General features: G+C 63.5%; 9 protein-coding genes. 6 read left to right on the forward strand and 3 right to left on the reverse strand.

Translation table 11 applies throughout. The features are described from left to right. Positions 1–19 precede the first annotated feature (19 nt). Together F0U60_RS37750 and F0U60_RS37755 are read right to left on the reverse strand one after the other, a co-directional pair. The gene (locus F0U60_RS37750) at positions 20–3,313 is read right to left on the reverse strand and encodes a P-loop NTPase fold protein (protein WP_395806905.1); all 3,294 of its coding nucleotides are present in this window, start codon (positions 3,311–3,313) and stop codon (positions 20–22) included. A 217-nt stretch (positions 3,314–3,530) separates the two neighbouring features. Further along, positions 3,531–4,214: a hypothetical protein gene (locus tag F0U60_RS37755; RefSeq protein WP_395806906.1), complete on the reverse strand. Its 684-nt coding sequence runs from the start codon at positions 4,212–4,214 to the stop codon at positions 3,531–3,533. A gap of 524 nt (positions 4,215–4,738) precedes the next feature. On the opposite strand from F0U60_RS37755, the gene F0U60_RS37760 reads away from it, so the two are divergent. The 6 genes from F0U60_RS37760 to F0U60_RS37785 all read left to right on the forward strand — a co-directional run bounded on the left by F0U60_RS37760 (position 4,739) and on the right by F0U60_RS37785 (position 11,543). Continuing rightward, positions 4,739–5,380 carry a TetR/AcrR family transcriptional regulator gene (locus F0U60_RS37760; RefSeq protein WP_395806907.1) on the forward strand — a complete coding sequence of 214 codons (642 nt, stop codon included), beginning with the start codon at positions 4,739–4,741 and terminating at the stop codon, positions 5,378–5,380. Further along, positions 5,377–6,252 carry an alpha/beta fold hydrolase gene (locus F0U60_RS37765; RefSeq protein ID WP_395806908.1) on the forward strand — a complete coding sequence of 292 codons (876 nt, stop codon included), beginning with the start codon at positions 5,377–5,379 and terminating at the stop codon, positions 6,250–6,252. Before F0U60_RS37760 ends, F0U60_RS37765 begins: the two co-directional genes overlap by 4 nt. A 122-nt stretch (positions 6,253–6,374) precedes the next feature. Continuing rightward, positions 6,375–7,223, forward strand: a complete 849-nt coding sequence (locus F0U60_RS37770; protein ID WP_395806909.1) for a hypothetical protein — start codon at positions 6,375–6,377, stop codon at positions 7,221–7,223. Positions 7,224–7,565: 342 nt separating this feature from the next. After that, a complete protein-coding gene (locus F0U60_RS37775) occupies positions 7,566–9,893 on the forward strand; it encodes a discoidin domain-containing protein (RefSeq protein ID WP_395806910.1) in 2,328 nt (775 codons plus the stop codon). 152 nt (positions 9,894–10,045) lie between these two features. Then, entirely contained in the window at positions 10,046–10,702 is a 657-nt protein-coding gene (locus tag F0U60_RS37780; protein ID WP_395806911.1) for a hypothetical protein, read from the forward strand. Between the two features lie 10 nt (positions 10,703–10,712). After that, the gene (locus F0U60_RS37785) at positions 10,713–11,543 is read left to right on the forward strand and encodes an ElyC/SanA/YdcF family protein (protein ID WP_395806912.1); all 831 of its coding nucleotides are present in this window, start codon (positions 10,713–10,715) and stop codon (positions 11,541–11,543) included. A 28-nt stretch (positions 11,544–11,571) separates the two neighbouring features. On the opposite strand, the gene F0U60_RS37790 is transcribed toward F0U60_RS37785, so the two are convergent. Further along, on the reverse strand, positions 11,572–12,615 hold the full coding sequence (locus F0U60_RS37790; protein ID WP_395806913.1) for a methyltransferase: 1,044 nt from the start codon (positions 12,613–12,615) through the stop codon (positions 11,572–11,574). Positions 12,616–12,797: the final 182 nt, after the last annotated feature.

Below are 12,797 nucleotides of genomic sequence, written 5' to 3' on the forward strand. Positions count from 1 at the left end.
CAGGCCTCCCCTCTTCGCGCTACCTCACACCGTTGGAGAACGGTGAGTGGAAGGAATAACGGGCGACTCGCGGACCCCATTCCGCGAGCTCGTCGAGCGTGTTGAGCCCTCGTGTCTTGCGGTACACCCTGAGGGCCTCGACCACCTGCCGACGCTCGACGGGCTCGACGCCTTCGCATCGTTCAAGCTCCCGGATGAACTCGTCCAGGCCCTGCCTCGAACCAGTGCCCAGCCGACGCAGCACCTCGCCTGACAGCTGCCGCGCCCCCATGACGCATACCAGCAACGTGATGACGGCCTGATACGGTCCCGACTCGCGCTCACCGTGGACGAAACGGGTGTACTCCTCGCGCGTGGTGGAGGCTTTAAGCAGGCGATAGGTGTTGAGGAGCCGCTTCACCCGTCGAGGCGAGCTTGGAAAGAGCCGCACCAGTCCCTGCATGTACTGGATCTCCAGCTCATCGATCTCCAGGGCATCCGACTGCGTGAGGGCATCCGACTGCGTGGAACCCCTGGGAAGAGCAGGCAACTCAGACGCTCGGGCTGCCCCTCGTTCCCTGGCGGTGCCTTCACCCGAGGGAGAGAAGGACGACCGCACGAGGGCTCCCGGTTGCACGACCCCCAGGAGTGCACCAGTCCCAACCATGGAGGTACGCAAGGGACAGAGCTCCCCAATCAGCTCGTTGCACCCAGCCGCGTCCATGGGAGGGAGCCAGAACGGTATCTGGAAGATCTTCTCGAGATAGTCATGAACGGTCGCTCCAGGACCCCCTGGACGTTGGCTATCGCCCATGAAGTCGAACTTCTTCGAGAGCGACTCGCTCACCCAGCGCGCATCAACAGCCACGATCACAACGAAGAGCTTGAAGGCGAGCAACAGGTGAACGGCCTCAATGACCTGGACAACCCTCTCGGGAGGGCAACGGTCGAGATCGTCGATGTAGAGGACAATCCGCTCCAGGCCCGGCTGCTCGCCGGGCCGTTGCCTTCGCGAATCCTCTCGATGCTCCAGGATGTACCGGGACAGACGCTCGAAGTCCCGGCGCACCAGATGGAGGACACCGAGCTCCCGCCGGTATTCGTTGGAGGTGATGCGCTCCTCGATGAAGCGGGCGATCCGCTCGGCTGTCTTGGGAGCGCTCACCGCGGCCTCGGCAACCGCGACCCGTTGGCGTGCCTCCTCGGCCCGCGTCGTCGCGGCTTCGAGGGCGGCCCGCGCGGCCTCCAGCTGACTCCGGGCCTTCGCCACCTCGCTCTCGGCCCTCGAAATGGTTTCACTGGCCTTGCTGGCTCCTTTCTCCATGACCCGTAAGAGGTCCGCCCCCCGCTTCAACCTGGGCACGAGCCAGGAAATGAAGCCGTAGACCGGAATGAAGGTGGTACCGAGCGCTGCCAGCACCGCACGCACGTCGCCCAGATGCGGAATCAGAAACACCCCGATGAACATCACGGCCGCGACGCCCAGAACGGTGAGCACGCCCCCAAGCGAAGGTGGGTTCACGAGGACGTAATTCCACAGCCGTCGCATCCGTCCCGAGGCGTCGCGGACATCATCATAGGCGGCCCGGAGATGGCCGGCCGTGGTCAGGGCATCCTCACCAAAGAGCTCCTTGACCGCATCCCTCACGGGCTTGTCGAGCACCGGCTGGAGCTCCTTCCACATCAGCTCGACATGCGCGGAGGCCGCCTTCTCGTGGTCCATCCTCGCCTTGCCGAGCTCACTCTCCGCCTTCTCCAAGACGCTCCGTGCTTCTTCCTGCTCGGCCTCCGCCTGCTGCTTCATTTCACGCGCGGTCTCGAGCTGGGCAAGGTCGAGCACCCCGTCCGCGCTCGGTCCCGAGGCACTCTTGAACAAATCCTCGCCAAGGCTGCGGAAGACGTGCTCCGCGAGGCTTGCCCAGAGATTCGACTCCACGTACTGCCACGCGTTGAAATGGATGTGGGCGATCTCCGAGAGATAGGGGCCGTGCCCGGAGAACGGTTGGCGTGCGGACTCCTGCATCCGGCGCACGTAGGACTCCACGAGCCGCATGAAGAACGTCTTCCCCGAACCCCACTCCCCGAAGACGCCAATCGCGATGGGGGGAACGAGCTCTTCGGAGGCGATGAGCGAGGCGAAGGCCCTGGCCTGAGGGCGGAAGTCGAGGCGATCCAGACTCTCGAGGTGCTCCTGGGGCAATCCCTCCTCGAGCATATCGGTGCTGATCCTCGCCCGACGTCCTGCGGGCTCGCCACTCGTTGGCAGCAGGAGTGGACGCCACCTGCTCCGCTCGTCCCAAGGAGAGCCCTCCCGGAGGGTAAAGCAGACATCCTGGAAGAACCGTTCGCGCAAGCGCTGCCGGTCGAGTCCCCACTGCCGGAAGAGTTTCTCGCAACCTGATCTGCCGCGCGCCTCATGAAGTAGCATCGCCCCAATCAGATGCCGGAGTGACATCAACCCCGTGCCCGTCACTTCCTCCCAGAGCTCGCCCGCCAGCTTGAAGAGCGCCGCGACATTGGGCGTGACAGGAGCTCGCGGTATCGAGGCTTCCTCCCCAGCCTTCTCTCCGTAGCGCTCACGGAGAAGCCGCGCGTAGGCCTCCCGGCCTTCCGAGGAGTCGTTGATGCACTCGAAGAGGAACCGACCGCTGTCCTTCCAGGAGCGGCCGTGCTCCACCACCGCGAAGAAGACGTCCAGGGTCGAGAGCCAGGGCTGTCCATTCGTGCGCCGTGCACGGAATTCGAAAGCCCGCCGCAACACGTCCTCAAGCGCCTTCGAAGGAATGCGATGACCCGGCAGGAGGCTCCATTCGCTCGAGGACCCATTGGCGTCCCCGGGAAGGAACCGCTGCGCATCGAATGAGGCTCGCCACTCGGACCTGACAAGCCCCCATCGTTGGTACTCCTCCTCATGGCCGGCCGGGGGATGCTGGATGTACGCCGCCATGATGTGCTCGGGTCCAATGGGAAACCCTCTGGCCAGCTCCGCCGCGGAATGAAGCACCTTCTCCGCGGATGGCGACCAGCCTCCCCTGAACGAGGAGTATTCGAGCAGGAGCGTCTCCCACTCCGGGCCATGCTCGACCAGCTCCGGGTGGAGCTTCTTGTCGGCGAGGAGCCTGTTGCGCTGACCCTTGTCGAGGAACGAGGAGAACCAGCGTGAGACGCGATCCTCGGCCAGCAGGAAGGCAATGAGGACCGAGCTGAAGCTGATGGAATAGTCGTCCTGGATGGAGTCGCCCACCCAACCGGCGAGGCGGTACAACCGCTGTGCCTCATCCGTGAGACGGATGTGCGGGTCTGGCAGCGAAATCCTCGAGGGGCGCTGCGCCATGTCTCCTCCCTGGAGGCCAACCAGGGAGGAATAGCCGGCCCCATGCGACCCCGGCCCTCCTGGACGGCGCTCCTCCTTGACGGGAACACCTGGACCATGGCGGTCACTCAGGTGCGTCGCCTTCCTGGATGTCATCCGAGCCTGGCTGGCCAGGCCCGGAAGCTCACCGGCAAGCGCCCAAAGGATGGGAACAGTTCCGTCCTCAACCTGCGAGACGTCAGGGAGAAGACGCCGGGTATGCGTAGCTCAACGCCCACTGGTCCGTCGCGCTCAGCAACCAGGTCTGGTAGCTGTTCGGGTTGCAGTAGTTCATGATGGAATACGAATCCCAGTCGCCGAGCATCCAGTCACCGGAGCCCGTGTACACATTCCCGGGCTGCTGGTCCTTGCACCATTGGGGCGTGTTAGGACGGTCCTGCTCGTGCTGGAAGCCGAGCGCATGTCCGAACTCGTGTACCGAGACGAACTTGATGCACGTCCAGTAGTAGTTCGCGTTGCTCGCATCGCACCACGAGTAGAAGTTGAGCCACATCTGGGTCGGGTAGTTCGGCCCGTAGTAGCCCACGGCCGAGCGAGGGTGGCTGTCGTCGACCACGATATGGATGCCGCCAGAGCCCGGGACGCAGGTCTCCCAACCGGTGAACCGGAGGTTGCCATAGCGCTCCCACGTCTCGGCGAGTGCATCACGCGTGGCCTGGCGCTGCTGCGCGTGCTCGGGCGCCGGGTTCTCCCAGCAGACTGGGATGGTCGCGGAGGGGCGCGGCCAGAGCTGACTCCAGGACGCATACAGCGCGTCGCCAGAGGAATTGAGACGAGGAGAGGGTTCCTCGTTGGATGCCGTGTCGGGTTCACACGCGGACAGAACGAGCGCTGATACAAGCAATGCTGGAAGCCGGGTCATAAGCCTACTCGACGGAGATGTGGGAGCACTGCCATTGCGGCGTGCTCGTGGGAGCAGAGAGGTCTGCTCGGGCGCGGGCGTGTACCAAAGGCATGCCGAGATGGGAAGTTAATCCAGACACGCGGACTGCTCTTAATTTCCCTGACTTCGAACCGTAACCTGCGTGTCCGGCTGAAACGCATCGTTCTACCTTATCAACACCTGAGAACGGTCTATACTCTCCGTATGGGTCTGACTGGGTTTGAATTCTTCGGCACCTTCTCAACGGCCTCTTGAAGTGCCTGTCTGCGTATCTCTCCGGAAGGATTGACGCACTGCTCTTGAAGAAAGGCCAGAGCCCCCTCCGAAACTCTCGGGAGAGGGAGCAGCTCGGTAAAGCTCGATCAGTTTTTCCCCGGCGATGCTCGCCCGAGACCAGCAGCATGGTCTCATAGGTACAGCCCTGCGTGCCGATGGTGAGCCCGGAGCCGCTTCGTCGTTTCGCTGGACACCGCGCAGAAGTTCATTAAACATGTTCATTGAACGTGTCCAACGAATCCAAAAGACAGGGCGGAATCCGTGCCACCCAGAAGGAAGCCACCGGCAAGGCGGTCCTCGAGGCGGCGCGTGCGGAGTTCGAGAGCGTGGGCTTCGAAGCGGCGAACCTGCGGGCGATTGCGGCGCGCGCGGGGGTGTCCGCCGGGACGGTGCTCCACCACTATGGCGACAAGCGGGAGCTGCTCCACGCCGCGCTGTTTGATGACCTGGAGGAAACGTTGCGGAGCGCGGTCGCCAAGCTCGGCACTGGCTCGCTGGAGACGCAGCTCTCCGAGCTGACTCGCGCCGTGTTCCGGTACTACCAGCGGCGGCCCAAGCTCTCGCGGACGCTGCTCAAGGAGTCGCTCTTCGCGGATGAGCCGTGGGCGCAGAAGTTCAATGCCCAAGTCCACGGCGTTCATGGAGCCATCGCGCGGCTGACCGAGGAGGCCATCGCGCGGGGGGAGCTCCGGCCCGGCGTGAACGGCGCGCTGTTCGCCGTCGCGTACTTCTCGTTCTTCTACTTCGCCCTCATCGCGTGGGTGCAGGGCGCGCATGACTCACCCGTGACGCTGGTCGAGCACCTGGTCCACCAGCACCTCGAGGGCCTGCGTCCAAGTGAGAAGCCACCCAGAAGGAGGAAGCCATGACGTCCGCGTTCAGAGGAGAGCAAGCGAAAACCGTGCTCTTGCGGTGGTTTGATCGCTTCCGAGACCGGCTCGAGGTGCCCACCGAGAGCCGGAGGGTCAAGACGCGGTTTGGAGACACCCACGTCCTCGTTGGAGGGCCCGAGGGGGCACCGCCGGTGGTCGTGCTCCACGGTGCGATGGCGAGCTCGGCGCACGTGCTGAGGGAGCTGGAGCCCCTCCTCGCGCGCTTCCGGGTTCATGCCGTCGACGTCATCGGCCAGTCGGTGAAGAGCGCGGACGCACGGCCCTCGGTCTCCAATAACGAATACGGAGAGTGGCTCTCGGACGTCTTGGATGGGCTCTCGCTGCAACGAACGCACGTGATAGGCGTGAGTTGGGGCGGCTTCATCTCCATCCGCCTCGCGGCATTCGCACCGGAGCGCATCGACCGGCTCGTGCTCCTCGTCCCGGCGGGCGTGGTGAAGGGCTCGTCGTGGGAGGGGTTCACCAAGCTCGGCCTCCCGATGATGCTGTACCGCCTGTCACCTTCCGAGCAGCGGCTGAAGGCCTTCGTCCGTCACCTGCTCACGACCACGGACGACGACTGGGCGCCCTACCTGGGCGATGCCCTCCGCTCGTACAACATGGACATGCGGGTGCCGGCGCTCGCGACACCGGATGAGCTCAAGGGATTGAAAGCGCCCACGCTCGTGCTGGGAGCGGACACGGATGTGAGCTTCCCGGGACAGAAACTCCTCGCCCGCGCACACCAGCTCTTTCCGATGCTCGCCGACACGGAGCTGCTCGAAAATTGCCGTCACTGCCCACCGACGACGGACACCTTCCGGCGTTGGTTGTCCGAGCGCATCAGCGGCTTTCTGCTCGCGAGCTGACGCACTGCGTTCAAACCCGACCCTGTCAGCGAATGACCAGGACTCGTCTGGAGGCATTGACATCTGGATGGAACTTGGTTTTTTTGTAAATCGTGCAAAAAGCGATTCTCAAGATTTGTGCCATGGTTCTGGTGACCTCCGCATGTGGCGGCGGAGCACCCGTTGAAGAAGATACAGGTGTTGGCGAGGCGCTCTCGGTTCGAGCACAGGCCGCCTACTCGGGCGTGAATGGCACGTACTGCATCGAGAGCCCCTACAACTGCAAGCTGCGGGAGTCTGGCGGCAATCGCGTTCAGACCAATGATCCCGCCGATGATAATTGGGGGCTTGTGACAGGCGTTCCCATCCGTGACGGCAACGGCACCGTGATGGGTACCAATACTCGGACGAGTGCCGCCTTCAACTACGGCCAGACACGCACCTTCGCGGGCGAGCTCCATGCCTTCGCGGTGTCGACCTCCAACTCGAGTGCAGGATGGCTGCCGATGTCGGCCATCCTGGGACGGACGTCCTTCGAGCAGAAGGTGGGCCACGTCTCGGCGCTGGGCGCGGGCCTGGCCAAGCTGGGCTGTTACGCCGTGCGCAACTCGCATGACACCACCCTGGAGTTCAAGAAGGTGGTCTACGACAGCACGGCGACCCATGAGCGCGCGGGCGACTATCTGCCGCTGGTGCGCGCCAATGGTCTGCGTTCGGTCAACCTCGTCTTCAATGTGCCGGGCTTCGCCCTCGGCGGCCCCGCGGTAGATCACTTCCCGGCGGGCACCAAGTTCCAGCGCCTGGATGTGCCCACAGACTCCGGCGCCCCGTCCATCGACATTCCGCTCTGGGTCCAGGACAGCTCGGGCCGCTACCGCCAGCAGTCGGGGACGATGAAGTTCATCTATGGCTACGTCATCGCTGCCACCGGCACCAAGCGCAACGGATGGATGGCGTACGACGCGCTCCAGGTGAGCGCTGACTGCCCCTGAGCCCTCCTTGGACCTGCTCGTGTTGCGCATGCCCCCTCTCCCTGTGGGCGCGCGCATGCGCGGCGAGACCTCTTGCTTAAGAAAATCTCGCAGATGGCTTAAACATCAGTTACAGTTATTCCTGACTAAGCGCATTTGTTCGCTTAGGTCTGCCTCCCCCCCCAGCCCCATGCCCGCATGGGAGGAAACACAATGAAGAAAACAGTGGCATCAACATTTTCTGTGTTAGCCACCGCAGCAAGTCTGTGCTCGCTCGCTCCCAATGTTTCCCAAGCGGCTACGCCGATCTCCGAGGCAAATACAACCCTCTTCGGTCCCCGGGTCTATGTCTTCGATCCGACCATGTCGGCATCCGACATCGGAAATGTCGCCACGTCCATCTTCTCCCGACTGGAGTCCAATGAATTCAGCAGCGAGCGGTATGCGCTGCTCTTCAAGCCAGGAACCTACAACGTCAATTTCAACGTGGGCTTCTATACCCACGTGGCCGGCCTGGGACAGAACCCCGGCGACGTGACCATCAACGGCGGCGTCAACGTCAACGCCGACTGGGATAACGGCAACGCCACCCGGAACTTCTGGCGGGCCCTCGAGAACTACACGGTCGTCCCGTCGAACGGCCAGACGCAGATCGCCGTCTCACAGGCCGCCCCCTTGAGGCGTTTGCACATCAAGGGAGAGCTGCACCTGTTCGACTTCGACTCGAACTGGAATGCCGGTTGGGCCAGCGGCGGATTCCTCGCCGATTCCATTGTAGATGGCCAGATCGTTCCCGCCTCGCAGCAGCAGTGGCTCTCCCGCAACAGCCGCTGGGCGAGCTGGAACAACGGCGTGTGGAACATGGTCTTCGTGGGGTGCAACAACGCGCCGTCCGGACAGTTCCCGAACCCGCCCTACACCGTCGTGCCCCAGACGCCGATCATCCGGGAGAAGCCCTACCTGTATATCCGGAGCTCCGGGCAATATGACGTCTTCGTCCCGGCCCTGCAGACGAACACCCAGGGCCCCAGCTGGGCCAGCGGCTCCACGCCGGGCCAGTCCATCTCCATCGATCAGTTCTACATTGCTCGTCCGGAGACAGCCACCGCTGCAAGCATCAATGCTGCACTGAGCCAGGGAAAGCATCTGCTGTTTACCCCCGGCATCTACCAGCTGAGCGATACGATCCGGATTACCAACGCCAACACCGTCGTGCTGGGCATTGGCCTCGCCACACTGGTCCCCACCAATGGGCAGGTGGCCATGTCCGTGGCCGACGTGGATGGAGTGAAGCTCGCGGGCCTGACCTTCGATGCCGGTCCGATCAACTCCCCCACCATCCTGGAGGTCGGGCCCACGGGCAGTTCGGCGAACCATTCGGCCAATCCCACCTCGCTTCACGACATCACGGTCCGAACCGGTGGCGCCACCAACGGACGATATGATGTGGGCATCAAGATCAACAGCAACCACGTCATCGGCGATCATTTCTGGCTGTGGCGCGCAGATCACGGCGTGGGAGCCGGCTGGACTTCCAACGTCTCCAAGAACGGGCTCGTCGTGAATGGAAGCAACGTCACGATTTATGGCCTGTTCAACGAGCACCATAACGAGTACCAGACGGTGTGGAACGGCAACGGCGGCCGTGTGTACTTCTACCAGTCCGAGATCCCCTATGACGTCCCCAACCAAGCCGTGTGGATGAGCCAGAATGGCACGGTGAATGGGTACGCTTCGTACAAGGTCGCCAACTCGGTGACCAGCCACGAGGCTTGGGGCCTGGGGGTGTACTCGTACTTCCGGGATGCGGCCGTCAAGCTGAACAGCGCCATCGAGGTTCCCAACGTTCAAGGCATCAAGCTCCACCATGCGACGACCATCTGGCTGAATGGAACGGCGGGCAGTGAGATCACCCACGTCATCAACAATACCGGTGGCAGGGTCTATGCGAACTCGCCCAGCGAGGCCATGAGGCAGACCCTCACCGAGTTCGCGGGAACCGGTGCGGGCGATACCCAGGCTCCGAGCACCCCGGCGAGCCTGACCGCCACGGCGGTGTCGAGCAGCCAGATCAACCTGAGCTGGAGCGCCTCGACGGACAATGTGGGCGTGAGCGGCTATGACGTGTACCGCAACGGCGTTCTTGTGGGCTCGTCGCCGTCGACGTCGTACAGCGATACGGGCCTGACGGCCTCGACGGTCTACAGCTACACGGTCAGGGCGAAGGATGCGGCCGGCAACACCTCGGCCGCCAGCAACGCCGCCAGCGCCACCACGCAGCCAGGCGGCGGCACGGGCGCGGCGCTTGTGCGGACCGGTTGGACCGCCGCCTCGACCCCCTCGAGCAGCGAACCCGCGGCGAACCTGCTGGACGGCAGCATGTCCACGCGCTGGACCACGGGAACGCCGATGGCTCCCGGCCAGTCGTTGATCGTGGACATGAAGGAGGTGAAGAGCTTCAACAAGCTCGTGATGGACTCCACCGGCAGCAACAATGACTATGCCCGGGGCTATGAGGTGTACGTGTCGAACGACGGAACGAGCTGGGGCACTGCGGTTGCCACCGGAACGGGCACGGGGCCCGTCGTGACGGTCACCTTCACCACGCGCTCTGCCCGCTACATCAGGGTGGTGCAGACCGGCTCGGCGTCGAGCTGGTGGTCCATGCGAGAGTTTAACGTGTACTACTGACGCATCGCTTCCGCCGATCGTCGTGAACGGCCTTGCTTCAGCAGCCTGCTGGAGCAAGGCCGTTGCACGTTGAGGAGCTTCGACGTGGTGGATGCCAGCCCACTCTTGGCGGGCTATAAAGGGCGCGTTCGTCCAGCCGTACGAAGGAACCCATGAACAGTATGAAGAAATACCTTCTCGCAACAGTCGCCTCGGTGGTTCTGTCGCTTCAGGCCCACGCTGGGGTCATCATCGTCATGAATGGGAAGATTTACGCTTCCCCCAGCGCTGGGAGTGTTTTCGCCGAGAAGGTAGATCAGGCCCGGCTCAAGAACGCCTCCTTCTTGAAGCTCGCTCCAAAGCAAGAGGACTACACGGGATATTTCGTCCAGGGCGTCGAGAGCCTGCCCGGCTTCTCCCTGGCGAGCAAACCGTCGAAACCCGTCGTTCCGGAGGCGGAGGGTTGTGGAACGCATCCCATGAAATGGCTTCCTCGCTCGAAAGTCGTGGGGAAGCTCAAGAAGAAGGCCCCGGCAGGCACTTTCTTCATGGAGGTTCCCGAGGGCTTCAAAAGTGTCTCGAGCACTCCCCAGGGCTTTGAAGAGGCGTTGAAGAAGAAATTGCTCGGTGAAGACGGAGACGAGGGTTCGATCAAGGAGTACCTCAGCGCCTGCTTGCAGAACACGCGCGTCTTCGCGAAGCCCGGCGAGGAGATTGCGTACAGCATCTGCTCGGACGAGCTCAACGAGTTCGTCAGCATCTTCCATCACAAGGAAGGCGCCCCCTGGGCCCCGGTCGAAGATCTGACGATCACCGAGATGTGTCCGTAAGAGCCGAATCATGAATGAGCCCTGGACACGAGCGGGTATCCCCATCGACACGCTCGCACTCGAGCTGAATCGGATCGCCACGTTCCTGGCCCGTCGTGATCTCGAGGCCCTGACGAAAGCCGCGCTGCGCGCGCAGGCGGGTATCGAAAAGGTGGACCTGCTCCTCCTGCTGGGCAACAGCCTGCCTCGCACGGCTGAGTGGGCTGCCGCCGCCTTCGCCTCGGGGATCGCCGAACGTTTCATGATCGCCGGCGGCATCGGTCATTCGACTCCGATGTTGAGGGAGGCGGTCCGGAGCAACCCGCTGTATTCGGACCTCGACCTGGAGGGCTTGAGCGAAGCGGAGATCATGGCCCATATCTCCGCCCGCGCCGCGGGGCTGGAGCCTCGCGACATCCTCCTGGAAACCCAATCGACGAACTGCGGGGACAACGCGGTCCAGTCGCGAAACCTCGTGAAGAGGCTTGGACTGTCGCCACGCACCGTCATCCTGATGCAGGACCCGACCATGCAACTCAGGACCCACGCGTCCTTCGTTCAGGTCTGGAACACCGAGGCGGAAGGAATCCAACTGCTCAGCCATGCGCCCTTCGTCCCGCAGCTCGTCGTGAGGGACGGAGCGTTCGCCATCGAGCCGGGCACCGAGGCCGGGCCGCTCTGGAGTGTCGAGCGCTTCGTCTCACTCCTCCTGGGGGAGATTCCGCGACTCCACGATGATGAAGCGGGCTACGGCCCCCGTGGGAAGGGCTTTATTGCCCACGTGGACGTGCCCGAGGACATTCTGGAGGCCTACCGCCAACTCCTCCCAGCCTTTGGAGCCTGGGTGCGCAAGCCCGGCTGACGAGGCGCCATCAGCGCGAGAGCTGGCCCTACTTTCGTGCTGGCAGCACGCCGCAGTGCACAAGGGTTGGGACCACCTCGCCGGACTCGAGGCCCGCCTCTCGCAGCCAGGACCGGTACTCCGCCGTGCTGTAGGCCCGTCCCTCGGTGAGGGAGAAGAGCACGGCCGAGTAGAGCGCCACCGGAAGCGGTCCATCGAACGCATCATTCAGGAACACATCGTGCACGAGCAGGCTCCCCCCAGGAGGCAGGGCCTCGGCGCAGCGCCGGATGAGGGTACGGTTCTGGGGGACATCCCAGTCGTGCAGCACATTCGACAGCAGGATGACGTCAGCCTGGGGCACCGGGTCCGTGAACATGTCTCCCGGTACGCACTTGAGCCGCTCCGCCACCCCGTGAGCCGCTGCGATTTCGGTGGCCACCTTGAGCACCTCGGGACGGTCCCACACGATCGCCTGGAGCGTCGGGTGGCGCAGGAGCCAGGCGATGGCGTAGAGGCCGGTGCCCCCACCCACGTCGAGGAGGACACGCGCCTCAGGGAGGGGGTAGCGCGCCGCGAGCACCGGAGCGACGTTCTTTGCTTGCCCTGCGAGGGACAGGGTCAACATCCGCGCGCTCTGCTCCTTCTCCATCGCTGATTCGAGCCCCTCCCTGTAGATGAAGGAGGCCCCGTCCTGAGAGGGCACAGTGCCTGCCGGGCGGTTCGTCTTCAGCCGCTCGACCAGCTCCACCACCCCAGGCGCCTTGGCGGAGAGCCCGATGTACCCGCTGATATCGAAGGGCGCACCCGGCACCAGGTGCTCGCGGGCCTGCGGCGTGAGCGCCAGCCGCCCCTCCGCATCGGGCGCGAGCAGACCGAAAGCACGCAGGGCCGTCACCAGCACCACCGCGGGCCGCTCGGCGAGGTGGAGCTCGGCCCGCAGCTCCTCGAAGCGGCGCGGCGCACGCGCGAGACGCTCGAAGACACCAAAATGAGAGACTGCGGCCGTGAGCAACTCGGTGCCGGCACTGCCTCGGTAGAAATCGAAAATCGGGGTCGGGTCGGTAATGGGAGGCCGGGTCGCGTCAATCATGGTGTGAGTGCTCCTTCCGAGGTGTGGCGTTCTTCTACATCGGGAATGTGTCACGGGCGGCACCCGATTGTGACGAGCTCCGGAACCCAAGAAAACCTGAATTACTTCATTTTTCCGTATACATCGTTTTGCTTTATATCCTGGATAAAGAGTGCTCAAATGGAGTCTTCCCATTGACCGCT

Source organism: Archangium minus, assembly GCF_044360475.1.
Taxonomy (GTDB): Bacteria; Myxococcota; Myxococcia; order Myxococcales; family Myxococcaceae; genus Archangium; species Archangium minus.